23 protein-coding genes and 4 pseudogenes are annotated in these 24476 nt (G+C 61.6%); 20 read left to right on the top strand and 7 right to left on the bottom strand.

The genetic code is table 11. From position 1 onward, the window contains the following. Position 1 precedes the first annotated feature (1 nt). On the bottom strand, positions 2-1057 hold the full coding sequence (locus RM96_RS03935) for a SagB family peptide dehydrogenase (RefSeq protein WP_039007923.1): 1056 nt from the start codon (positions 1055-1057) through the stop codon (positions 2-4). Between the two features lie 1210 nt (positions 1058-2267). Between RM96_RS03935 and RM96_RS03930 the strand changes: the two are divergent. Further along, a pseudogene (locus tag RM96_RS03930) lies at positions 2268-2612 on the top strand (transposase); the annotation flags it as partial. A 76-nt stretch (positions 2613-2688) separates the two neighbouring features. Here RM96_RS03930 and tnpC read toward each other — a convergent pair. Genes tnpC through tnpA form a run of 3 tightly spaced genes read right to left on the bottom strand, consistent with a single transcriptional unit; the run spans position 2689 to position 5137 of the window. After that, a complete protein-coding gene (gene tnpC / locus RM96_RS03925) occupies positions 2689-4266 on the bottom strand; it encodes an IS66 family transposase (RefSeq protein ID WP_039007939.1) in 1578 nt (525 codons plus the stop codon). Positions 4267-4298: 32 nt separating this feature from the next. Beyond that, on the bottom strand, positions 4299-4649 hold the full coding sequence (tnpB, locus tag RM96_RS03920) for an IS66 family insertion sequence element accessory protein TnpB (protein WP_039007920.1): 351 nt from the start codon (positions 4647-4649) through the stop codon (positions 4299-4301). Continuing rightward, on the bottom strand, positions 4625-5137 hold the full coding sequence (tnpA, locus tag RM96_RS03915; RefSeq protein WP_039007918.1) for an IS66-like element accessory protein TnpA: 513 nt from the start codon (positions 5135-5137) through the stop codon (positions 4625-4627). The genes tnpB and tnpA overlap by 25 nt, the downstream gene beginning before the upstream one ends. A 133-nt stretch (positions 5138-5270) precedes the next feature. On the opposite strand from tnpA, the gene RM96_RS03910 reads away from it, so the two are divergent. From RM96_RS03910 to RM96_RS03860, 15 genes and pseudogenes are all read left to right on the top strand, one after another. Next, on the top strand, positions 5271-5603 hold the full coding sequence (locus tag RM96_RS03910) for a hypothetical protein (protein WP_039007916.1): 333 nt from the start codon (positions 5271-5273) through the stop codon (positions 5601-5603). A 121-nt stretch (positions 5604-5724) separates the two neighbouring features. Then, a complete protein-coding gene (gene bufA1, locus RM96_RS39810) occupies positions 5725-5913 on the top strand; it encodes a BufA1 family periplasmic bufferin-type metallophore (RefSeq protein WP_238587072.1) in 189 nt (62 codons plus the stop codon). Further along, positions 5855-6640, top strand: a complete 786-nt coding sequence (bufB, locus tag RM96_RS03905; protein WP_039007914.1) for an MNIO family bufferin maturase — start codon at positions 5855-5857, stop codon at positions 6638-6640. Before bufA1 ends, bufB begins: the two co-directional genes overlap by 59 nt. Beyond that, positions 6637-7389, top strand: coding sequence for an HvfC/BufC N-terminal domain-containing protein (locus RM96_RS03900; RefSeq protein ID WP_039007912.1), 753 nt, complete (start codon positions 6637-6639; stop codon positions 7387-7389). The genes bufB and RM96_RS03900 overlap by 4 nt, the downstream gene beginning before the upstream one ends. 167 nt (positions 7390-7556) lie before the next feature. Further along, positions 7557-8469, top strand: a pseudogene (locus RM96_RS03895) (alpha/beta fold hydrolase). Continuing rightward, entirely contained in the window at positions 8469-9845 is a 1377-nt protein-coding gene (locus tag RM96_RS03890; protein WP_338011398.1) for an acetamidase/formamidase family protein, read from the top strand. The pseudogene RM96_RS03895 and the gene RM96_RS03890 overlap by 1 nt, the downstream one beginning before the upstream one ends. Before the next feature lie 30 nt (positions 9846-9875). After that, the gene (locus RM96_RS40775) at positions 9876-10106 is read left to right on the top strand and encodes an LLM class flavin-dependent oxidoreductase (RefSeq protein ID WP_443112234.1); all 231 of its coding nucleotides are present in this window, start codon (positions 9876-9878) and stop codon (positions 10104-10106) included. Between the two features lie 56 nt (positions 10107-10162). After that, positions 10163-10264, top strand: a pseudogene (locus RM96_RS39805) (LysR family transcriptional regulator); the annotation flags it as partial. A 36-nt stretch (positions 10265-10300) separates the two neighbouring features. Beyond that, a pseudogene (locus tag RM96_RS38445) lies at positions 10301-10461 on the top strand (helix-turn-helix domain-containing protein); the annotation flags it as partial. A gap of 93 nt (positions 10462-10554) precedes the next feature. Then, positions 10555-11835 carry an MFS transporter gene (locus RM96_RS03885; protein WP_039007908.1) on the top strand — a complete coding sequence of 427 codons (1281 nt, stop codon included), beginning with the start codon at positions 10555-10557 and terminating at the stop codon, positions 11833-11835. 12 nt (positions 11836-11847) lie between these two features. Then, positions 11848-12597, top strand: a complete 750-nt coding sequence (locus tag RM96_RS03880) for a creatininase family protein (protein WP_039007906.1) — start codon at positions 11848-11850, stop codon at positions 12595-12597. Positions 12598-12674: 77 nt separating this feature from the next. After that, positions 12675-13139, top strand: a complete 465-nt coding sequence (locus tag RM96_RS03875) for a RidA family protein (protein ID WP_039007904.1) — start codon at positions 12675-12677, stop codon at positions 13137-13139. A 114-nt stretch (positions 13140-13253) separates the two neighbouring features. Beyond that, positions 13254-14528: a M20 family metallo-hydrolase gene (locus RM96_RS03870; RefSeq protein ID WP_039007902.1), complete on the top strand. Its 1275-nt coding sequence runs from the start codon at positions 13254-13256 to the stop codon at positions 14526-14528. Positions 14529-14718: 190 nt separating this feature from the next. Continuing rightward, positions 14719-16065, top strand: coding sequence for an MFS transporter (locus RM96_RS03865; RefSeq protein ID WP_039007899.1), 1347 nt, complete (start codon positions 14719-14721; stop codon positions 16063-16065). Between the two features lie 154 nt (positions 16066-16219). After that, entirely contained in the window at positions 16220-17701 is a 1482-nt protein-coding gene (locus RM96_RS03860; RefSeq protein WP_039007938.1) for an amidase, read from the top strand. Positions 17702-17791: 90 nt separating this feature from the next. Here RM96_RS03860 and RM96_RS03855 read toward each other — a convergent pair whose 3' ends face one another. Continuing rightward, a complete protein-coding gene (locus tag RM96_RS03855; RefSeq protein ID WP_039007897.1) occupies positions 17792-18253 on the bottom strand; it encodes a DUF6130 family protein in 462 nt (153 codons plus the stop codon). Positions 18254-18915: 662 nt separating this feature from the next. Continuing rightward, positions 18916-19863, bottom strand: coding sequence for a GlxA family transcriptional regulator (locus RM96_RS03850; protein WP_039007894.1), 948 nt, complete (start codon positions 19861-19863; stop codon positions 18916-18918). A gap of 119 nt (positions 19864-19982) precedes the next feature. Here RM96_RS03850 and RM96_RS03845 point away from each other — a divergent pair, with 119 nt between their 5' ends. From RM96_RS03845 to RM96_RS03830, 4 genes are all read left to right on the top strand, one after another. Continuing rightward, positions 19983-20783 (top strand): SDR family NAD(P)-dependent oxidoreductase, encoded by an 801-nt coding sequence (locus RM96_RS03845; protein ID WP_039007892.1) that lies wholly within the window; start codon positions 19983-19985, stop codon positions 20781-20783. An 81-nt stretch (positions 20784-20864) separates the two neighbouring features. Beyond that, complete coding sequence (locus RM96_RS03840) at positions 20865-22208, top strand: epoxide hydrolase family protein (RefSeq protein ID WP_039007937.1); 1344 nt, start codon at positions 20865-20867, stop codon at positions 22206-22208. Positions 22209-22418: 210 nt separating this feature from the next. Further along, positions 22419-22865 carry an Ohr family peroxiredoxin gene (locus RM96_RS03835; protein WP_039007890.1) on the top strand — a complete coding sequence of 149 codons (447 nt, stop codon included), beginning with the start codon at positions 22419-22421 and terminating at the stop codon, positions 22863-22865. A gap of 181 nt (positions 22866-23046) precedes the next feature. Then, positions 23047-23766, top strand: a complete 720-nt coding sequence (locus RM96_RS03830) for a hypothetical protein (protein ID WP_039007888.1) — start codon at positions 23047-23049, stop codon at positions 23764-23766. 170 nt (positions 23767-23936) lie between these two features. Here the strand turns inward: RM96_RS03830 and RM96_RS03825 are convergent, their stop codons facing one another. Then, on the bottom strand, positions 23937-24287 hold the full coding sequence (locus RM96_RS03825) for a DUF2958 domain-containing protein (RefSeq protein ID WP_039007936.1): 351 nt from the start codon (positions 24285-24287) through the stop codon (positions 23937-23939). Between the last annotated feature and the right edge of the window lie 189 nt (positions 24288-24476).

Raw genomic sequence — 24476 nt, 5'->3', positions numbered from 1 at the left:
CTTAGCCCGCGAGTTCCCGCAGCACGCTGAGCGCTTCCCGGGCGATGGCGCCATTTCCTTTCCCAGCCCCAAGGAAGAACATGACGGATTCTCTGTCGGTATCGACGCCAAGCCGTTCGTTGATTTCGTGATCCATGAAGTAACCCGTCGGCCACGATTGAATGCCGCGGGCAGCGCAGACAAGCTGGAACGTCTGCGTCAGGCAGCCAATATCGAGCAGTGCGACACGATAGGCGCGGGAATGCGGATACTTCCACCACATCTTGTCGAACCGGCATGTCACGAAAACGCCGTACGACAGGTCATTGGCAAAAGTCTGCGCGCAAAGCAGCGACCCGAGCTCGTCCGGCACGAAGCCTTGCTGGACGACGGACAGCTCGTGTCGATGGGAGCGATAGTGATAGATGCCCGGCGCAAGACCGGAGACCCGCATGGCGACAAGGTAGGCTTCGCTCGGGTGAAGGCCGCCTCCGGATGGGGAGGTGCGCCGGTATCCGATCGGCATCAGTCCTTGCGCTTCGAGGTCCTCCCGCGTCTCGCCATGCACCGTGCCGAACGTGGCCCAGAGGGCAGTTGAGACTTCGCCAAGCGGAAGCGCTTCGGCATCGAATGAGCGGCAAGTCTGCCGCTCATGCAGGGCCTGACGCAGGGTGGCATCGCCCAGCGCCGAAAGATCCGGGGGCGGAAGGGCAACCACCTTGCCAGGGCGTTCTACCTTGAGCTCGGGAATCTTGTGCACGATGGATGCGCAGTACTCGATGTAGCCACGGTAGGCATCGCCTTGCTGCATGGCTCCTCCCGGACGCAGGCCTATCTGCGTGCCGATGTGGAAAATCCTGGAAAGACAATCCCATCTCCAAGCCGGAGGGTCGGTATGGTCCAGGCAGCCGGAAGCCACGATGGTCTTGTCAATGGCGCTGCTGCCGACTACCGATCCGTTCGACAGCTGAATGATTCGCTCTAGGTGCGGGATATCGATCTCATATTGATCATGCGTGGCGTAGTTCCACAGGATCAATCTTCCATCGATGACGCGGAGAAAGATGGACGGTGTCAAGCAAACCTCCCGGAATAAACAGGTGTTGCGAGGTATGCGCCCCGGCTCGGACTTGCCGCCCTGCCGGGGCGGAGTGCCGTCAGATCATGCGTCGGGCCAAGGGAGCGGAATAGATGTTGTTATAGGCGTCGTTCGATTGATAGGAGAGCGTCGGTTCGAGGGCAATCTTTTTCATGAGAACTCCATGGTTGGTTGGCAGCAAAGGCGCCGCAAAACAACGATAGATAAAACCACATGGATTTGGCAATGCGCATTTAATAATTCAATTGATTTAATTTAATTGGTTGAGTTTGTATATTATTCAATTTTGCGATTTGATATTTTATAATGAGTTATATTTTGTTGTTTTTCCTGTCAAAACTCGGAAATGCAGCGCATATCGCAGCAAATAATATGTCGTTATGAGCCTTGCACGATAAATTTATGTTTGTATTGTAAGTCTTCTTGCTGTAGTGTACTAAGGCGCTGATTCGATTCGTGATTACATCATGACGAGTTATTTGAATGCGCTTCAACTGAGTATGAAAACGTTTCACGGAACCTTCGCAGTGAGTCAGTTTTGGAGCAAGATGCTCCTGGGCAAAAAAATTCAGAATGGCGAGCGTAAATAGCAATTAGATAAGGATCAATTTTCGCCCAGTCAGTTCTCCCATCTCCAATGTGTTTCACCGCCACGAGTGCGCTTGCGCCACCGGTTGAAATGGGAATTGCATTGGGGATGCCGACCCCTACACCGCAAATATGACACCTCCACAAGCATCCGAATCTGTTGCCGAGTTGCCTAAGATCGAGTTGATTACCGTCGCTGAACTGAATCGCTTGATTCGCTGTCTTCGGTGCCGGTATGACACAGATGTTCATTATGATTACAGCGGCTTCTGGGTGATCAATTTTGCGCTTGAAGGCCGACGATATACGCTCGCGACCGTGCGCGGAGCGATACGGCGCTGGCGCCAACTCGACCCTGTGTTAGCCTTTCTGCAGGCTCATTGCTGCAGCAGTCGCGAAGTTAGATTACACGCGGGATCCTGGACGTTTTCGCGGGATAACCTGCGCGACGAAACACCGTACGTCCTCAGCACGCAAAGCCAGCCCCAGAGCAATGTCGCCGAGGATGGCGAGCGCGCCGCTTAGGGCGAACACAAAGGGGATATCAAAGAGTTTGGCTAATAAGGAGCCAATAAGGGGCAAAGGACCATCAATGCAGGCCTTCCGCTGGAAGGATTGCCGTGCCAAAGGCCGCGCTCGCTAGAAGACCATGACGCTGGAGGCCGGTGAGTTCATGCGGCGCTTCCTGCTGCACGTGCTACCTGGCGGCTTCCATCGCATCCGTCACTATGGTCTGCTTGCCAACCCGCTGCGCCGCGCGAACCTGGCCAGAGCGCGTGAGCTGTTGGATGCCGTGGCCAAAGTCACCGCTCCACCTGAGGACAGCGATCTCGCTGCGCCGACGCCCTTCCTCTGCCGGCACTGTGGCGCACCGATGCTCATCATCGAGATCATCCCGCGCAGTGCCTTGATCCGCGGACCGCCGCCGCAGCGAGTCGTCGCATGAGACCACCTATCCTACCCATCCAAGGTAAGCAGTCTTCTAACGACGCCCCTCAGAGTTGCAGCGTGATACGCAAGATTCAGTTGGGCTCAGCAGGCATGTTCCACGGCGTATGCGCCGTGTAGTCGTCGGCGGTCTGTGCGAGCGGGAGGCGCTGGAACAGCCAGGTCAGATAACGATACGGTTCGATGCCATTCGCCCGGCAGGTCTCGATGAGCGAGTAGAGGTTAGCGCTGGCCTTTGCGCCGCCGACGGAGGTCGAGAACAGGAAGTTTTTGCGGCTGACCACGAATGGTCTGATCGCGTTTTCACAGGCGTTGTTGCTAATCGGCCAATCCCCATTCTCGACGTAGCGAATGAGCTTGGGCCACTGCCCATGCAGGTATTGCAGCGCCTTTCCAAGCAGGCTGCCAGGCACTACGTTTGGCAACTGTTCGAGCAGTAGCTTCTCGATGACCGTCAGCACGCGCGCGCTGTAACGCCGACGCAGGCGCTGTCGCCGCGCTGACGGCCAGTCGGCCGAGCGCGATTCGGCGGCGAACAACCTGCCGATGAGTTTGACGAAGCGCGTGGCCGTCAATTGCGGAGTGCGCAGGGCCTTGGGCACAGCCTCCTCTGCCTTGATCACGGCACGCCGCGCGTGGGCCCAGCAACCAAGGTGAATGAGCTGGTGCTCGATCGCCAAGCCGTTGTAAAGCTCGTAGCCATCGGTCATCAACGCCGCACCTGGACGGATGCCGGCATAGATTTCCTTGGCATGTTTGGCGCCGCGTCCCGACGCGTAGCTGAACAAGCGCACGGGCGGCCCGGAGCCGTTCATTTGCGCCCACATGTAACTCTTCGTCTGTGGCCGCCGTCCCGGCTCCTTCAGAACCTGGAGGGTCGTCTCGTCGCCGTAGATGATGTCAGATTCAAGCAGCGTGTCGCGCAGCAGGTTGATCACCGGCTGCACGGACTGGCCCACGCGCACCATGCTGGCGGCGATGGTATTCGCCGAGATGTCGCCGCCGAAGCGGCGCAGCAATGCGGCCTGGCGATACAGGGGCATGCCGAACTGGTACTTGCCGGTGGCAATCCAGGCAAGGGCCGACTCAGTGAACAGGCCACGGGGGATGATACGCGGCGGGGCCGGCGTGACCTTGATGCCCAGATCACAGCACGGGCAGGCGCGCTTGACGCGCTGGTGCTGGATGACACGGACCTGTTCCGGGATCACGTCCAGTTGTTCGCTGATCTCGACGCCGATCTCGACCAGCGCGTGGCCATCGTTTGCACAGAAGCGCTCGGACTCGGGCAGGTCGTGACGTACCACTTCGCGTGGCAGATTGGGATCGAGCGGCTTGCGACCGCGCTTGTTGCGGGTGTGAGCGGCGACCTTCGTGCCGGGCACGTCTTCCTGTGCAGGCTGTGCGTTGGCGGTGAGTGCTTCAGCCTCGTTGAACAGCCCCAACTGGCCCGCATCACGCGCTTCGCTCTTAGCGCCGAACAGTTCGCGCCGATAGGCACGCAGTCGTTCTTCTGCCAGATCGCGTTCAGCCTTTACCAGGCGCAACTCACCCTGAAGTACATCACGTTCGAGGCGGAGTTGGCGCGCTGCGTCGCGTTCTGCGAGCAGCTCCTCGAGTTCCTCAGCGGTGATCGTGACGTTGATGGGCATGTCGGCTTGGACCGACATGCCTGTGCGCGAGTTCAACTCGTACGCACGTAGATGCGTTGGGGATGCTTCTTGATGACTGCGATGTCGATGCCGTCCAGCAACCAGTGCAACTGCTCGACGGTGAGCTTGACGATGTCAGTTGCATCGGGCCATGTGAACCTATCGGCCTCAAGCCGCTTCATCAGGACCCAGAAGCCGTTGCGATCCCAGCCAAGAATCTTAATCCGGTCGCGTCGGCGATTGCCGAACACGTACAGTGCCGACGACATCGGATTGAGCAACATCGCCTGCTCGACCAGGATCGAAAGGCCGTTGATGCCAACGCGGAAATCCACAGGATCGCGATGCAGGAATACCTTCAGGCTGTCGTCGAACCGGAACACGGCATCCTCCCCAGCATCTGAATGATCGTCGCCAGTTCCTCAATGTGTGCCTCGCCCAGATCGAACTCGACACCATTGGGAAGCCGCACATGCAAAGCAGCGGCCATTGCCTTGGGCTGTGGCGATGTCGCCAATGGCGCAGGTGCCGCGACGACCGGCACAAACGCAGCATGAGCCTTGCTTGCCAAGGCGTCGCTGGCAGGCTGGACAGGGACATCGATACAAACCTCATCAAGGCTGCCCGCACTCGGTGCGTGGTCGTGCTGCGAAGGCTCGGCCCATGCCCGCTGCTCTCGTTCTACCAGATACCGCGCGATCCATTTGCGCAGCAGGTTGGCATTAACGCCGTAGGTCTGCGCCATCCGGGCGACCGATACGCCTGGCTTCAGGCAGGCCTCGACCAGCGCGCGCTTGCTTTGCTCGTCGAACTTGCGACGGCCATCCTTACGCGACTCAATGACTCTGAGTTCAGGGGTCTTCTCTTCCATGGTAGGTGTCCACCTTGTTGTAGGTGGACACCATCATCCCTACTCACCGATTACCTTGATAGGGCGTCAATGAAAGACTGCTTACGATTCGCAGCTGCTCAGTTCTCAACGCAACGTCCCAAGGAAATCGATCATGCGTACCAACCTCGTCAATCGTCTTGTCTTCGCCGTCACCCTGGCAGCCGCCGCAGTTGGCGCTCAGGCAGCCGGGCTGTCCTATACCGGGGCAAGCGCCCCCTACACCGCCGGTGCCCACTCAGTGCAGGAAGCGCGCAACCCGTACACCGATGGCGCCCGCACGGTGCAGGAATCCCGTAACCCGTACGCAGACGGTGCCCGCACGCTGCAAGAGCCGCGCGTCCCCTACACCGACGGCGCCCGCACCCTGGCCGGCATGGACCGCAGCGGTGTCTCGGCGTCGCCGGCGCGCACGGTCGATCCGTATCTGGACGGCTCCTGCGCCTGAAGCCCCAGCTTTGCCGCATGACCAGGGGGCGTGATCGAAATCGCCTCCACGCCGGCTGCCGTCATCGACGGCAGCCGGCGGGTCTGACCTTCTCTCTTTGTTCCCAAATTAGGAGTTCATCATGATTCGTTCCCACGCTCTCATTGCTGCCACGCTCGCGCTCTCTCTCAATGCCCTGGGTGGCGCTGCCCATGCCGGGGAGCCGGCCAAGGCCCTGGAAAAATGCTATGGCGTGTCGCTCGCCGGCAAAAATGACTGTGCCGCCGGCCCAGGACTTCCTGGAAACCGAGGTGCCGGTCGATTTTGTTGAAGTGATCTCCGAGAACTTCATGGTCGACGGCGGCCGGCCCCGCCATCTCCTGCGCGAGGTGCGCGGCCGGTATCCGGTCGTGCTGCATGGCGTGTCGATGTCGGTCGGCTCGTCGGACGGTCTCGACCGCAGCTACCTGCAGCGACTCCAGGCGCTGATCGACGAGATCGAACCGCTGTTCGTCTCCGACCATCTCAGCTGGTCGCGTATCGGCGAATTCAATTCCCACGACCTGCTGCCGCTGCCGTACACCGAAGAAGCCCTGGACATCGTCTGCAGCAACATCGCCATGGCGCAGGACGTGCTTGGCCGTGCCATGCTGTTCGAGAACCCGTCGAGCTATCTTGCCTTTCCCGGCGCAGCCATGACCGAGTGGGAGCTCCTCGGCGCGATGTGCGATCCCACCGGCTGCGGGCTGCTGCTGGATGTCAACAATATCTACGTGAGTGCCACCAATCACGGCTTCGATGCGCAGGCTTTTGTCGAAGGCATTCCCGCCGCGCACGTACGCCAGATCCACCTGGCCGGCCACAGCCAGGGGCGCGGCCTGCTGATCGACACCCATGACAGCGAGGTATGCGAGGCCGTGTGGCAACTCTATGCCCGCGTGCGGTCGCGCGTCGGCGCGGTCGCCACGATGATCGAGCGGGACGACAACATTCCGCCGCTTGCCGAACTGCTTGGCGAGCTTGCCATCGCGCGTGCCATTGCGGGAGGCCAGGCATGAAGCTCGTGACCTTGCAGCAGGACTTCCGGGCCTGGCTGATGACGGCATCGCCCGATGCGGCGGGGCGCCTCGGTGCGGACGCCGCGGCCGGGCTCGCGGTCTACCAGAACAACTACCGGGCGCAACTGATCGGCTGCCTGGATACGTCGTTCCCGCGCGTGCATGCATGGATGGGGGACGAAGCGTTCCTGGCCGCCGCCATCGCGCATGTCGACAGCCATCCGCCGCACGCCTGGACACTTGATGCCTATGCCGACGGCTTTGGCGAAACGCTGGCTGCGCTGTATCCGGACAACCCCGACCTGCACGAACTGGCCTGGATCGAGCACGCGATGTCGCAGTCGTTCGTGTCAGCGGACGCGGCCCCGCTGCCGGTTGAATCGCTGGCGGACATCGACTGGGATGCCGCGCGCCTGGTCCTGGCGCCGTCACTGACGCTGCGGGCCGCCAGCACCAATGCGCAGGACATCTGGATTGCCATGAACGATGACCAGCCACCGCCTGACAGCGAGATGCTCGCGGGGGCCTGGGGCCTCGTCGTCTGGCGCCGGCAGTTCGGATGCTACCTGCGGCAAGTCGATGCCATCGAGCGCGATGCCCTGTTGCACGTCCAGGCGAACGGGCGCTTCGATGCGCTTTGCGCGTGGCTCGTCGAGCGCCTTGGCGAAGGCGACGGCATCGCAAAGGCGGGCGAGTTGCTGGCCAGCTGGCTTGGCAATGAACTCATCGCCGGCGTCGAAGCCGCCTGAGCGCTTCCCTTCCTCCAACCCTGAGCCATGACATCGTGAGCAATCTCTTCCATTCCCGCCGCAAGGTCCTGCTTTCCGGCGTTGCGGGCGCCACGCTGGTCGCCGCCTCGCAGGTGCTGGCAGCACCGGACGCGAATCGCGGCGCGCCGGGAGCTTCAGGCAAACCTTTGCCGCGCATGCGGGTCCGTCAGGTCCGCACGGACTACCTCGATATCGGCTATCACGAAGTCGGCCCGGAAAAGGGGCGGCCGGTGATCCTGCTGCACGGCTTTCCCTACGACATCCACAGCTATGTCGACGTGGCACCGATCCTGGCAGCGCGTGGCTGCCGTGTCATCGTGCCGCATCTGCGCGGGCATGGCACCACGCGCATCCTTGCCGATTCCACGCCGCGCGCCGGGCAGCAGGCCGCCATCGGCGAAGACGTGATCGCCCTGATGGACGCGCTTTACATGCCCGAGGCCGTGCTGGCCGGCTATGACTGGGGCGGCCGTGCCGCGTGCGTAGTGGCCGCCGTCCGTCCGTCGCGCTGCGTCGGCCTGGTTTCGGTCAACGGCTACCTGATACAGGATATCGCCCATGCCGCCGCACCGCTGGCGGCACCGGTCGAACATGGTCTCTGGTACCAGTACTACTTCCAGACCGAGCGCGGCCGTGCCGGCCTGGAAGCCAACCGCCGCGACATTGCCCGCATCCTGTGGAAGAACAACTCCCCGACGTGGCAGTTCGATGCGCAGACGTTCGCCCGCGCGGCCGAGGCCTTCGACAATCCCGACTATGTCAGTCGTGATCCATTCCTACCGGCATCGGCTTGGCCTGGCGGCCGGTTATCCGCTGCACGAGGCAACCGAAGCGAAGCTCGCGGCCATTCCGCCCATCCCCGTTCCCACCATCACCCTGGACGGCACTGCGGATGGCGTGGTGCCGGCAACCGACGGCAAGGCGTCGGCCGCCCGCTTCATCGGCCCGCGCATCCATCGCCAGGTCCCTGGCGTTGGCCACAACCTTCCGCAGGAAGCCCCCGAAGCCTTCGCCGATGCCGTGACCGAACTGGTGCGCGGCGGCAAGTGGCGCACCTGATGCGGTGCGCCAACAACCTTAGTCAAGGAGACAACGAAGTCATGACATCCCATTCGCTTCAACCCATCGACGACGCCAATGCCGTGGACTGGATCCGCGTCCAGCGCTATACGCACGGAGTGATCGGCCCGAGCCAGCCGATGCTGGGACCGCTGGCCGATGGCGGTACGCTGGTCGCCGGCACGCCGCCGGGCTGCCGGGGCCCGATGATCGCGCCGGCCTTCGAGGGCGGGCATGAAGTCACGCAGCCGGTGGCAATTGCCGGCGCCGAGGTCGGCGACGCGGTGGCGCTGAAGATCCGCCGGATGACGGTCACCTCGTCGGCCACGTCGTCCGGGGTGATGCAGTTCGTCGAAGGGCGCTATCACGGCGACCCCTTCGTGGCCAAGTTCTGCGGTCATTGCGGCACCGAGCATCCCGCCAGCCACGTGGAGGGCATCGGCGACGATGCCATTCGCTGCAGCCAATACGGTGCCGAGGTCAGCGCTTTCCGCTTCAGCCACGGCTACGTGATCGTGCTGGACCAGGAAAACCAGATCAGCCTGACGGTCAACCAGGCGGTGGCGGACCGGCTGGCGGGCAAGGCGTCGGAAATGTCCGCGCTGCCCGAACTGGCTGCGCAGCATTCGATCCTGTCGCTGGCGCGTGCCGACATGCCTGGTGTGGCGTCGCGCATGCGGCCGTTCCTGGGCAATATCGGCACGATGCCGGCGCGGGACCTGCCTGACTCGCACAACTGCGCGGACTTCGGGCAGTACCTGGTCGGCGCGCCGCACCGCTTTGCACTGACCAGCGACGAGCTGCAGCTGGCCAAGACCGATGGCCACATGGACACCAACTCGGTCCGCGAGGGCTGCATCCTGATCAGCCCGGTCAAGGTGCCGGGCGCCGGCGTGTACCTGGGCGACATGCATGCCCAGCAGGGCAATGGCGAGATCGCCGGCCATGCGACCGATGTATCGGGCGAGACGGAGCTTACTGTCGAGGTCATCAAGGGCCTGACGATCGACGGACCGATCCTGCTGCAGAATGTGGAAGACCTGCCGCCGCTGGCCCGCCCGCTGTCCGCCGCCGAGCGGAAGAAGGCTTGGGAGCTTGGCGCGCGATGGGGTCAGCTTGAAATCGAAGAATCCGGACCCGTGACATTCCTCGGCAGCGGCGTCGATCTCAACGCGGCAACGAAGAACGGGCTGCAGCGCGCGGCTGACGTGACCGGGCTGCCGTACGACGAGGTGCTCAATCGCGCGACGATCACCGGTTCCATCGACATCAGCAGGCTGCCCGGCACCGTCCGCGTCACCTTCCTGTGCCCGCTGGCCGTGCTCGACCGCATGGGGATCGGCAAGCTGGTGCGGGAGAAGTACCAGCTAGACTGACCGCGCGGGCCTGGGGTCACCCGCGCCATTGTGCTGCCGCTGCGGCATCCCCTGCACACCGCGAAGGCCGCGGCCAGCGCTGACCAGTTGACGGGAGGCAGGCTGGTGCTGGGCATCGCGTCCGGAGACGCGCCATCGAATTCCCTGCGTTCCGCATCGAGCATGAAGCGCGCGGCGCCGCTTCGCCCCGCTCGGCCCGGCGCTGCGCCGCCGCGAGCCGATCGGCCAGCGCGGCGGCCTGCGCTTCCAGCGTTCGGATAAGTGCCGGTGCGTTTCCCTCCTTGCGATACACGATCTTTGACTTCTCCGGATGCATCGAACTTGGCACGACGCTGTTTGAGCGAGAGGCGCGTGGCGTCAGGCCGGCCGAGGCTGCCGCGCATCTGCTTGAGTTCTGGCGCGGCTACCGGTCACATCAGGGTGTGGGTCTGTCATTGGCCAAGTGATGACTCGACGTGCGTGAAATCAATCAGCAGCGACCGCGTTACTTCCGCGAAGTGCCCGAGCAGGCACCATTCGCGGCTCTGCGGAGAATCTCAACACATCGCCATCCATGATCACCCGGCAGATCCGGCTGCTTGAGGGAGCCATATCCGATGCGTTGCCCGGAAGGCAACAAAGTGTGGACATAGTTGCTGTTGGAGATTGTCCTTGTCGCTGCCACTATCCGCTCAACGCGGTACCCACATAAAAGACATTGGAGACTGGCATGCTGGTGATCTCGAGCGAAAGCGCAGTAGACGACACCTCAATCCTCTACAACAAGATCAACTGGCGACTGCTGCCGTTCCTGCTGATCTGCTACCTGTTCGCCTATCTCGATCTCGTCAACATCGGCTTTGCGAAGCTTCAGATGCAAGGCGACCTCGGCTTCTCCGATGCCGCATATGGCGTGGGCGCGGGGATCTTCTTTATCGGCTACGTGCTGTTCGAGATACCGAGCAACCTGATGCTGCCGCGCATCGGCGCACGCAAGACCTTCAGCCGCATTCTCGTGCTCGGGGGCATCACCTCGGCCTGCATGCTGTTTGTGCGCAACGTGCCGATGTTCTACGCCATGCGTTTCCTGCTCGGCATCTTCGAAGCAGGCTTTGCCCCGGGCATGATCTACTACCTGTCCTGCTGGTACGGGCCTCAGCGCATGGCGCGCGCCATTGCGATCGTGTTCCTTGCCGGCCCGCTCGGCGGCATTGTCGGTGGCCCGGTCTCGGCATGGCTGATCACCGCGCTCACCGGTGGCCTGGCCGGCTGGCAATGGATGTTCCTGGTCGAAGGCCTGCCCTGCATCCTGCTCGGCGTGCTCGCCCTGTACTTCGTGCCGAACCGTCCCGCTGACGCCGCCTGGCTGACCGAGCAGGAAAAGCGCCTGCTCGCCAACGAAATCGGATCCAGCGCGGCGCACAACCATTCCTTGCTGGCCGTGGCCCGCGATGTCCGGATCTATGTGCTGGCCCTCGCGTACTTCTGCATCATCGCCGCGATCTATGCGATCAGCTTCTGGCTGCCGACCTTCATCAAAGCCCAGGGCGTGAACGACACCGTGCAACTCGGCTGGTACTCGGCCCTGCCCTATGTCGCCGCGGCCTTCGGCATGTACTACATGGGCCGCCGCTCGGACCGGGTCGGGGAGCGCCGTTTCCACAGTGCCGTGCCTGCAACCGTCGGCGGATTGCTGCTCGCTGCGTCCATCCTCGTCGACGGCAATCTTGCGGCATCGCTGGTGTTGCTCACGCTCGGTACCTGCGCGCTGTGGATGGCCTACACGGTGTTCTGGGCCATGCCTTCCGAATACATCAAGGGCCCGGCGGCCGCAGGCGGCATCGCACTGATCAACACGATCGGGCTATCGGGCGGCTTCTGGGGCCCGGCCATCATCGGATGGGCCAAGACCGCCACCGGCAACCTTCACCTCGGTGTGCTGATCCTGGCCGCGCTGCCAATCATTGCCGCACTGATCATCCTCGCCAACAAGCTGCCCGCGAAGCGGTAACAAGGAGTCGTCATGCTTCTACATCTCTCCACCTGGCCCGAAATCGAGCAGTTCCTCAAGCGCAGCCGCACGATCGTCGTGCCGATCGGCTCCAACGAACAGCACGGTCCCACGGGGCTGCTGGGTACGGACTGGCTGTGTCCCGAGATCATTGCGCGTGAATCGGAAAAATCCGCCGATATCCTCGTGGCCCCCACGTTTAACATCGGCATGGCACAGCATCACCTCGGCTTTCCCGGCACCATCTCGCTGCGCCCGTCCACGTTCATCGCCGCGATCGGCGACTGGACCCGCTCGCTGGTGGTACATGGTTTCGAAAAGATCCTGTTCCTGAACGGCCACGGCGGCAATGTCTCGTCGATCGATGCCGCGTTCTCCGAGCTGTACGCCGAAGCAAGCTTTGCGCGTCGTCGTGCCGGCTTCGCACTGAAACTCTGCAACTGGTGGGATCTCGCAGGTGTGGGCGAACTGGCACGAGACCAGTTCCCGACCGGCCACGGCTCACATGCCACACCTTCGGAAATTGCGATCACGCAGTACGCCTTCCCCGATTCGATCAAATTGGCCGACTATGCGCCGCCCGTTGCCCCGACCGGCCCGATCCGCGAAGCCCTCGACTTCCGTGCCCGCTTCCCGGACGGACGCATCGGTTCCGATCCAGGCCTGGCAACGCGCGAGAAAGGCCGCGCACTGGTCGAACTGGCCGCGCAGTCCCTGGTGCGCGAACTCGAAGCCTTCGGCCGCGAGCCGATGCCGGACTGAAGCCGGTCCTCCGGCGCCACATGACTCGCGATGACGCCCGGTGGCGCCAGCCATATTGCCCTCCATCGACAAACATCATGCAACCACACGATATCCACCAAAGACTGAAAGCACTCGACATCGAGCTGTCCCCCGCAGGCGCGCCGGCTGCCGCGTACGTAATGAGCGCGCAGAGCGCCAACCTTGTCTACCTCTCCGGCCACATAGCGAAGAAGAACGGCAGCGTGTGGGTTGGCAAGCTCGGCGCCACGATGTCGACGGACGAGGGACGCGCCGCGGCCCGCGCGGTCGCGATCGATCTGCTGTCGACGCTACAGGCCCACACCGGCGATCTGAATCGCGTCAAACGCATCGTCAAGGTCATGAGCCTGGTCAATTCAACGCCCGACTTCACCGAGCAGCATCTGGTCACCAACGGCGCATCGGAGCTGTTCGTCGACGTGTTCGGCGATGCCGGCAAGCATGCGCGGTCGGCATTCGGTGTCGCACAGATTCCGCTGGGGGCCTGCGTGGAGATCGAAGTCTGCGTCGAACTGGACTGAGGCATCAGATCGAACCAAACAGTGCACGCAGATGAACTCTTAATATCCGCGCGACAACTTTCAACGCGGCAACCCGTTGCTCATGCAAAGCGACGCAACAAGGCAAGTAGCCAGATGAACGCCCCCACTCCTTCCTCCTCTCTTACCCCCGTCGGTCCCCGCATCAACAGCCCGCGGCTCTGGGAACATGTCAACGCCATGGCAAGGATCGGCGCCACGGCCAAAGGCGGCGTCAACCGCCAGGCGCTCACCGCAGAAGACACCCAGGGCAAGATGTTGTTGCTCCAGTGGGCATCCAGGCGAGGCTATCAGACCTCAATTGACCCGATCGGCAATCTGTTCATCCGCCGCCCCGGAAGGAATCCGGGCCTCAGCCCGGTATTGACGGGTTCACATCTTGACTCCCAGCCGACCGGAGGCAGATTCGACGGTGTCTACGGCGTGCTTGCAGGTTTCGAGGTACTCGAGACGCTTGATGATCACGGCATGGAGACTGAACGCCCGATCGAACTCGTTGTGTGGATGAACGAGGAGGGCTCAAGATTCCCTCCCCCCACCATGGGCTCCGCCGTTGCGGCCGGCTCGCTGCCACTGACCGATGCATTGGCCATCAAGGACGTCAACGGGATCGACGTGGAAAGCGCATTGAAGGCTCAGGTCGCCGAGTTGCCGGTTCTGGAGAAGCGCCCGCTTGGCATGAGCGGCTTTGCCTATATCGAAGCCCACATCGAGCAGGGCCCCGTCCTTGAGAACCAGGCATGCGATGTGGGCATTGTCACGGGCATTCAAGGACTTCATGCCTACGAGATCCAACTGCTAGGCGCCGAGGCCCACGCGGGCACGACGCCGCTGCGGCATCGCAAGGATGCGTTGGTGGCCGCCACCACGCTCATCGGATGCATTCGCGCCGCGATAGATGACCCCGAGGATATTCTGCGCTTCACCGTCGGAAGGCTGGAGGTTTATCCGGGATCGCCCAACACCGTGCCAGGCAGGGTGACATTCAATATCGATCTGCGGCATCCCGCCCCCGATTCCCTCCTGCGTGCCGGCGAGACGATCCTTCAACTTTGCGCCGGCGAGATTGAAGGCTGCCCGGTGTCAGCGAAGGTTCTGTTGAGGTCCACGCCGACAACGTTCGACGATCGCGTGGTGGCAACCGTGCGCAAAGCTGCTGGCGGTCGGGCCATGAAATTCCTGGACATCGTTTCCGGCGCGACCCACGACGCCAAGTACACCGCACAACATATTCCCACCGGGATGATTTTCGTGCCTTGCGAAAAGGGCATCAGCCACAACGAGGCCGAGAACGCGCGCGAAGTCGATGTCGCGGCTGGGGCGCAGGTCCTCTGCGACGCCATGCTTGCGATCATGTCCGAACCACTATAAGCAGTTCCAACTGCCACATCGATTGCGGGTCAATCGCACACGGGCAGCGATCGGACGTACGGCCACCGCGAAGTGTCGGTCGACAGGAAGCGAAGTTGCCACGCAATCACGCCAGAACCATTTCAACCACGGATGCCGGCGCCGATGCGCACCGTGGCGACGCTATACGCACCAACCAAAGGAGAGGTCTGTGTCTCAGAAGGACCAAATTTCAGGGAGCGGGACGCACCGTGCGTCCCTCTATCGAAAAGTAGATATACGCCTGCTGCCACTGCTGTTCATTGGCTTTATGTTCGCTTATCTGGACAGAGTCAACGTAGGCTTTGCGAAGCTTCAGATGCAGAGCGATCTCGGCTTCTCCGACGCCGCCTACGGCATCGGGGCAGGAATATTTTTCGTGGGCTATGTCTTGTTCGAGGTCCCAAGCAATCTCTTGCTGCCCAGGGTTGGCGCCCGGCTTACCTTCAGCCGCATCATGGTGCTCTGGGGTATCACCTCGATGTGCATGGTGTTCGTCAATAGCGTCCCGGTGTTCTACGCCCTGCGCTTTCTGCTGGGCGTCTTCGAAGCCGGCTTCGCGCCGGGCGTCCTCTTCTACCTGTCGCGCTGGTATGGTCCGAGCCGCATCGCCGGCGCAATTTCGATGGTTTGGCTTGCGGGCCCTTTCAGCGGAATTGTTGGAGGGCCGCTGTCGGCGTGGATCATGACGGCTTTCGCCGGTACGGCCAGCCTCGCCGGTTGGCAATGGATGTTTCTCATTGAAGGCGCCCCAACCCTCGTGCTTGGCGTCGCGGCCTACATCCTGCTCGTCGATGACCCATCCAATGCGAAATGGCTCAACGACACGGAGAAACGCGCGCTGGCCGCGGAAACGAACACGGCTGCAGACCGGCGGCACGAATCGTTTCTCATGGTACTGCGTGATCCCAAGGTGTATATCCTGGCGGTAGCCTATCTGTGCATCATCGCGCCGATCTACGCCTTGAGCTTCTGGCTGCCGACGATTATCAAATCCGCCGGTGTCTCCAGCACACAGACCCTCGGTTGGTATGCGGCGATTCCTTATGTGGCAGCGGCGTTTGCCATCTTCTTCGGCGGCCGCAGCTCCGACAGGCGTCAGGAGCGTCGAATCCACATCGCCGTGCCGGCTGCCATAAGCAGTCTTTGCTTCATTGGCTGGTACCTCGCCGACGGCAATCTCGCAGTGACACTGGTAAGCGTTACCGTCGCTACCGGCCTGATGTGGATGGCCAACATCGTCTTCTGGGCCGTTCCGCCCGCGTACATCAAGGGCAACGCACGAGCAGGAGCCATTGCCCTGATCAATACGATTGGCCTGTCTGGCGGCTTCTTCGGCCCAAGCATAATCGGTTGGTCGAAATCCGTGACTGGCAGCATCTACCCTGGGTTCCTGCTGATGGCAGCGATGTTGCTGGTGTGTGCATTCATCATCCTGTTCCTGCGCCTGAAGCCCGGGGCCGATACAGCGCTTGGCCACGAATCCCCCATGCCGAACAGTGTGGGTCAAGCGAAGTAAGTTCCTCTGGCCAGTGATCACGCCTGCCAGTAGGCACTCGACTATGAAGCACCCGGGGGGGGATGCGAGACAAGCTTTGCCTGCAGACAGACCAGACAAGTGGGCAATCCTTGCGATGCGCGCCCTCCCGATGTCCCTGAAGGAGAAAGTCCACATGAAGCTCGCCGAATACACCGCCCTTGACGGCATGGGGCTGCATCACCTCATCGCCACGCGAGAAGTGACCGCAATGGAAGTGGCGCAAGCCGCGTTGGCTGCCATCGAGGCCGTCAATCCCCAGGTAAATGCTGTGCTCGATTACTGGCCCGAAGAGGCGGAGATACAGTCAGCTGGCGTTGTGAGCGTTGAACCGAGACCGCTCGGCGGCGTGCCGTTTCTCCTCAAGGACCTCGGCGTCACCATGCAGGGACGCAAGAGCGAAATGTGCAGTCGTCTAGCAATGGGAACCGTTGCAAAGGAAGACTCGTACGTGATGACGAGCTTCCGTCAGTCAGGCCTGATCACGCTCGGGCGAACAACCATGCCGGAACTGGCGGTTAGCACGACGACGGAACCCGTGCTGTACGGCCCGACGAGGAATCCCTGGAGTCTGCAACATGGCGCGGGCGGATCGAGCGGCGGTGCAGGAGCGGCGGTGGCCGCCGGTATCGTTCCCATCGCGCATGCGACGGACGGAGGCGGATCAATACGGGTGCCGGCCTCCTTCAACGGGCTATTCGGTCTGAAGCCAACCAGGGGACGCGTGTCCAGCGGCCCGTTTGTGGACGAAGTCTGGAATGGTCTGGGCGTGCATTTCGCCGTGAGCCGAACCGTGCGCGACAGTGCGGCGCTGCTTGATGGCATCCACGGCGGCGGCGTGGGCGATCCCTACTACATTGCCCCGCCCAAAGCCAGCTATCTGTCGGAGATCCGGCAGCAGCCGGGAAACCTGAAGATTGGGTTCATGATGAATCCATTCAGTGCTGTGCGTACCGACACAGGGGTTGCTGATGCCTTGAGCAAGGTGGCCAGGACACTCGAGTCCCTGGGTCATCATGTCCATGAAGTAGCGCCAGATTTGGGAGTGAGCTGGGACGCCTTTGTGCAATGCAATGCGCAAATCTGGGCTGCCAACGCGGCACTCCGGATCAACGGCATTGCCACAGCCACCGGACGAACGGTGGATGAAAAACACCTTGAACCCGCAACGCTCGCGCTCTATCGATACGGCATTGAGATTGGCGCCGTAGAGCTCCTGTCGGCATTGCAGGTCAGAAATACAGTCTCACGGGCGCTGGGTCGATTCTTCGGCGACTACGACATTCTGCTGACACCGACGCTACCCGGACTTCCGCCTCGGATTGGTGAATACAATCGGGTAGAAACATCCGTCGATGGGCTTGGCTGGATCGCGCACGTTTTTAGACAGTCACCGTTTACCGCGCTATCGAACGTGAGCGGAACGCCAGCAATGTCAGTGCCGCTTTCCATCGACCCGCAAACGGGTCTGCCAATCGGGTCGCATTTTATGTCTGGCTTCGGGCGGGAAGACACGCTGTTCCGTCTGGCCGCACAGTTGGAAGCGGCAAGCCCCTGGTGCGAACGGCGGCCACCGGTATGGGCAGGGTCAATCGTCAATGAGACGTCGAAACAGTAGCATCCAGGCAGCAAGTGGCGGGATCACAGCCGCAGATTCGTTATCTTAGCAGTCCGCGCGCCCGCCTGAAACAGACGGGCACACAATACATCAATGCTCGTGCGGCTTCGAGACCCTAAGATCTGGAACCGTGACGGCAACCACCTCCGTCGCCAGAATCTTGTGGCTCGGGTCAGCCAACTCGAGCCGAAGCTTGTGCGGCCCCGGCGTGAGCCCGACGACGATGATCGGGTCTTCACTCGTATGGGCCCAAGTGCCATGAACGTCGTCCATTGTTACGTGCAGATGCCCGATGCGTGGCGAGATATCGACTGCTGGCTTGCCAAATACCGGCATGACGCGGAAATTTTCGGTCCGGAACTGGACAATGACTACGCCGCGCGCAAGCGGCTCGGCAAGTGCCGGGTACGCTATCAGCCTGGGAGCAGGCTCGCCGCTGAGCGGAAGAATGGCTGGTGGCCGCACGGCATCTTGTGCTGTTTGCGCGGATGCGCTTACGCACAATGTCGCAGCAATGGCGGCCGCCGAAAGGTATTTCAGGTTCGGGCGCATGACATGGTCCTTTTTCGCAGATGGGTTGCCTCGATGCGCGGGCCGGGGGTGCGATCGCACGCAGCTTGAGGATAGTCTCCACATTCCATCACACGCCAGCCCAACCGTTGTGGTGATGTTGTATTGGAAGGTATCGCTTGCCATCCCTGATACATAGCAATACACCAGTCGCCGGTATTCCTGCTGGCGGACTTCAAGTTGAACCGCCCATGTTTTATGGAGGCTCTAGTTCCCAAGAGAATGGAGCCCGGGCCCAAGCAAGCCAAACTTTCCCCCAGGTCCGAGAGCGAGCAAGACCTCGGCTTCCTGCCTTTCTACGCCTGCCACGCTCGGCAGTGCACCCACTTGGTCCGCATGCGGTGATGGTCCGGCTCAGGCCACGCTTACGGAGGCCGGGTCCTGGCCTCTCGGACGGACGTCCGCCTCCACACAGCAGATCGTCTCCGGCCGTTACTGTCCTTGGACAAGCGTTAGTGAACGTCTCATGGCCGCCCGATTGCAGCCGTCCAAAGTCAACGACCAATCGTGCTGTAGATAGCCCACGGAGGTTTTAGATATACGAGCGACGATGCGACACTCACTACCACCTCTACCACCCTTGGCTGCCGAGAACAGAAAGACAGCCTCATTAATCGGGGGCGAGCAGCATAAACGACATCGCTTCATGCTGGACCCCGCGCTTCGCGCCGTACCGCCTGCGGCGGCAGGCCAAAGCCACGCATAAAGGCTTCGCGCATATGGCGTCGATCGCGAAAGCCGGTCTCTCTCGCGATCACGTCCAGCGGATGCCGGCTTTGCTCGATCATCAGTCGCGCAGCCTCCAGGCGCAGCCCCTCGATGGCCCTGGCGGGTGACTGCCCTGTCTCCAGCGTGAATACGCGGCTGAACTGGCGCGGGCTCAGGTTGACCTTCTGGGCCAATTCGTCGACGGTCAGCGGCCGACTCAAGTTTTTGCGTGCGTAGTTCAACGCGTTCTGGATACGGTCCGACTTCGGCGCGAGCTCGAGTATTTCGGAGTGCTGAGACTGTCCTCCCGAACGGTGTTGATGCATCACCAGGTTGTGCGCGACCGAACGCGCCACGTCCGCGCCCAGGTCCCTCTCCACCATCGCCAGCGCGAGATCGAGCCCGGCGGTCATCCCGGCAGACGTCCACATCGGGCCATCGACGATATAGATGCGGTCGTCCTCCACGCGGATGTCCGGAAAACGCCTCTGCATCTCTTGCGCGAACGCCCAGTGAGTCGTGGCACGTCGCTTGGAGAGCAAGCCTGCTTCCGCGGCGATGAATCCACCGGTGCAGATCGCGGCGATTCGCCGCGCCCGGCTGCTGGCCTTGCGCAAGAAGGCGATCACCTCGGCGGACGGGGGCGACGCGATCGGATCCCTGACACCTACGACGATCCACGTGTCGATTGCGCTACGCGTGGTGAATGAGTGCGCTCTGACCGCGATACCCATCGACGAGCACACATCCCCGCCCGCCACCGAGAAATTTTCCACTTTATAGAAGGCATCACCCGCCACCACGTTGGCGAACTCGAAGACTGCCTGGGTCGCGAGCGCCATCACCTGAAAACCGTCGCTCAGCAGGTAACCAACGCGGTGCATGTCCGTTCTCCGTCGAAGGCATGGCATAAAAAACGACCATATACGTCATTTGCGTCACGGTCACGGCAAACCATAATCCACTCACGCTATTCGGCAACCTCCAAACAAGGAGTGACATCATGACGCAAACACATCACGGGACAGCGCTTATCACCGGCGCATCCTCGGGTATCGGTGCGGTGTACGCGGACCGCCTCGCCCGCCGCGGATATGACCTTATCCTCGTCGCACGCAATCGCGAGCGTCTCGTTAGCCTCGCCAATCGCATCACGACCGAAACGCGCCGGAACGTCGAGATCATGGACGCGGATCTCAGCGACAAGGATGGGCTGGCTGTCGTCGAAGCAAAGCTCAGGCAGGACGCCACCATCATGCTGCTGGTCAACAACGCGGGCGTCGGCACGCACACGCCGCTGCTCGGCAGCAACGTCGATGCGATGTCGCGGATGATCGACCTGAACGTCTCCGCTCTGACGCGGCTAACATACGCCGCCGTGCCCGGCCTTGTCTCACGTGGCAAAGGCGCCGTCATCAATATCTCTTCAATCGTCGCCATCGCACCGGAGATCCTCAACGGCGTGTACGGCGGCAGCAAGGCTTTCGTGCTTGCTTTCAGCCAGTCTCTCCATCATGAACTGGCCGACAAGGGCGTCCAGGTCCAGGCAGTCTTGCCCGGCGCCACGGCCACCGAGTTTTGGCAGACGGGCGGCCTTCCTCTGGAGAATCTCGACAAGGCGATCGTCATGTCCGCCGACGACATGGTCGACGCAGCCTTGACAGGCTTCGACCGCCGCGAACTCGTCACTATCCCGTCGCTGCATGCCGTGGAGAAGTGGGAAGCCTATGAAGCCGCGCGCGGCGCAATGTCCACGCTTCTGTCTAGCAACATACCCGCGCCGCGCTATACCGCTGCGCAGTGAACGTGTGCCTTCGATAGTGCTAACGGAACGCATAACCCTGCGCGCGCCTCAGGCTCGCGCGCTCTTATTCGGAAAATGATCATGTTTATAGTATCGCCAGCGCCGGCCCGGCGCAGCTCATTTGCATCGGCGACGGCTGCCCTTGGCATTGTCCTGACCGCTGCCTTTAGTTACGCCAATGCCGCTCCAGTTGCCGATCAGCCTTCCGCGACACAGCGTGCGACGGCTGAAGATGACTCGATCCGTCCGTTCCCAAAAATCCATGTGCCGCAGCGAGCCATTGACGATCTTCGCCGGCGTGTCGCTGCCACGCAATGGCCGGAGAAGGAGACCGTCACAGATACTTCGCAGGGCGTGCCGCTTGCGACCATGGAAAGGCTCGCGCACTATTGGGCGACGGACTACAACTGGCGGAAGGCGGAAGCAAAGCTGAATGCTCTTCCCCAGTTCGAGACGACGATCGACGGCGTGAAGATCCACTTTATCCATGTGCGCTCGAAGAATCCCCACGCGCTTCCATTGATCATCAACCATGGCTGGCCCGGCTCTGTGCTCGAACAGACCAAGCTCATCGGTTTGCTGACGGATCCCGCCGCGCATGGCGGCAATGCCGAGGACGCGTTCGACGTTGTGATTCCGTCGATGCCGGGGTACGGTTTCTCCGGCAAGCCGACCGGCACCGGTTGGGGTCCCGAGCACATGGCGCGTGCGTGGGCTGAGCTGATGCGCCGTCTCGGTTACCAGCGCTACGTTGCCCAAGGCGGCGACTGGGGCGCGTTCGTGGTCGACCAGATGGGCTTGCAAGCTCCTGCGGGACTGCTCGGCATCCACACCAACATGCCGGCGACAGTACCGACCGAGGTCGACAAGGCGCTCCAGATCGGCGCCCCCGCACCCGCCGGACTGTCGGCGGACGAAAAGCGTGCCTACGAGCAGTTAGCCCGGACATTCAAGCAAGTGGATTACGCACGGATCATGGGTTCGCGCCCGCAGACGCTTTACGGCATTGCCGATTCACCCGTGGGACTTGCCGCGTGGCTGCTCGACCATAACGATGCCGATGGCCAGCCGGCCGCGGCTGTCGCTTCGGCCTTGGACCGCGCCACGAGCGCCACAGGTGAACTGACGCGCGACGAAATCCTGGACAACATCACCTTGTACTGGCTGACCAACACGGGCGTATCCGCGTCGCGCCTTTACTGGGAATACAAGGGTGGCTTCTTCAACGTCAAAGGCGTCAAGATCCCGGTGGCCGTAAGCGTGTTCCCCGGCGAGCAATATCAAGCACCGCGAAGCTGGACGGAGGCAGCCTACCCGAACCTCGTCTACTACCATCAGGCCGAGAAAGGCGGCCACTTCGCTGCGTGGGAGCAGCCAACGATCTTTGCTCAGGAACTGAGGGCGGCATTCAGGCCGCTGCGTTGACCGACCTTTGTATAGCTCTGTATCAGGCCGCAGCAAAGATACTTGCTCCGACAAAATCGGCCTTGATGCGCTACACGCGCAATACATTGATCTCCTTAAATGCGTTCCTGGCCAGTAGGCGAATGCAGCGATGCGCTTGCCGCCGGCGCAATACCCAACGCACCAATCAGCAAGTTTTTTTAACTGAACTCAAACATTGAGGAAACTGTCATGACCAAGCTCGAAAAAGTCGTTTACTCAGGTAAGACCCATACCACTGTCAACCGCGACCCAAGTGCCCAGCGTGGCGACTACGGCGTCGTCGACATTAGACTCTCTGCGCCCAGCGGTGACAACCATGAGATCATCGCTGCCGAACCACACCCGACCGCTGAGCAGTTGTTTGCAGGCGCGTGGTCGGCCTGTTACATCACCGCGCTGGGGCTTGTGGCTGCGCAGAAGAAGGTGGTGCTACCGCCCGACTATTCCGTCGACATCCAGATCGATCTGGGCCAGACGGGGCCGGGCTGGTTCTTCAATGCCCGGTTCACTATCCGCATGCCTGGCTTGGCACAGGACATCGCCGAAGCCATCGCGAACTCGGCGCATCAGCTTTGCCCATACTCGAGGGCGGTGCACGAAACCATCGATCTTGAGCAAACCATCATTACGTCGTGATGTGCTGCCGGCCGGTTGACCGGTCCAGCGTTCGCCGCACCGGCCAGCGGTGCCGGCGAACGCCAGCCCGACTACTCAGGGGGCTCACGCTCTCGCCTGCAACATTGGCCGCTGGGCGGCGGGTCGCCGTTTTCGCCGGCGGCCTGCCGATCAAAGTCATGCCGACCAACGGAGCCGTGTTATGAATGATCTTCTGAAGCAAGTGCTTGCTGCTCATGGCGGCCTTGACCGCTGGAATGCCCTCACGACGGTAAGCGCCAGAATCGTTTCCGGAGGTGAGTTCTGGTCGACTAAGGGTATTGCCACGGATGCTAACCCACGCAGTCTTACTACGAAGACACAGGAAGAGTTGGTGACCATCACCCCCTATGGAGCCCCTGAGTTTGTCATGACTTTCGTTCCGGACCGCGTTGTGATCAGGAACAGCCAGGGCGAGACCATCGCGGGGCGCGCCAATCCCAGGGCAGCGTTTGACGGGCACGGCGTGGACACCCCCTGGGATCCACTGCACCGGGCCTATTTCAGTGGCTATGCTCTGTGGACCTATCTTTCGACGCCATTCTTGCTTGCCATGCCCGGGGTTGCCGTACAAGAGGTCGCCCCTTGGGGCGAGCACGGTGAAATCTGGCGGGTTTTGCGTGCGACGTTCCCCCCGGCTATCGCCACCCACAGTGCTGTTCAGGACTTCTACTTTGGGCCTGATTTCCTGCTGCGCCGCCACGACTATGAACTAGAAGTGTCTGGTGGTTTGGCAGTGGCTCAGTATGTGCATGACTTCGTCGCAACGCAGGGCATCCGCTTTCCGAGTCGCAGGCGGGTTCACCCACGTGGCGCTGACATGCGACCGGATCGCAATCGCACTTTGGTCTGGATTGATCTGTCCGAATTCGAGTTGAGCTAGGCCAACAGCTACACGTGGCCATTGAAAGGCGAGACGTCGCTGGTAATGCCGACCAAACGCGACACGGAGCAACGACCATCCATTCATCCTGCCGAACGCTTGATTCGGTCGATCCTAGGCGTCGATATATGACGATATTCAAATCCTAGGCGAGTGGCCGGCGGGTTCGGTCAGTCGGGGATCGAACCGTCAAGCTGCGCCAGCTGCGCATACGCAGATAGCGATCTCGTTGGCTGGAAGTACAGGTCGCAAAGAATTGGCCTTTTGAGCGGCCCAACGATGGAAGCCAAGTCGGACAGCTTTACATGGCCCAGTTCGGGCATGCCGATACCCACGTCGCACAGTCCGTAGGCGGTGTCACCATCGGCCGGGTCCAGTGCGGCCAACAGCCAAGTCGCATGCGCGTCCGGGGTAAACAGCCGCACTACGGGCAGAGGGTCGCTTCCGTGACCGGCTGCGAACGCCTGGCCGTTTGCGAGCAGTTGCTCGCGTTGTTCCGCGGTGATGAGGTGTTGGATCATGGTCATTGCCTCCTGGAGGGTTCACTGCAAGTCGGAGCTAGACGATATTGGGCGCACCCCAAAGAGCGGACCGCCCGCACTCTGAGCCAGCCGATCGCCATCCCCTACCCGGTCGACCGCGTATATGCACATGGTTGCGCCGTCTGGCGCATTCGCGTCAGTAGAATCGGCTATAGGGCCCGTGCTGCA

It is taken from the genome of Cupriavidus sp. IDO (genome assembly GCF_000812465.1).
Taxonomy (GTDB): Bacteria; Pseudomonadota; Gammaproteobacteria; order Burkholderiales; family Burkholderiaceae; genus Cupriavidus.
The sequence above is the reverse complement of the archived record's forward strand: the minus strand, read 5'-3'. Positions and strand labels throughout refer to the sequence as shown.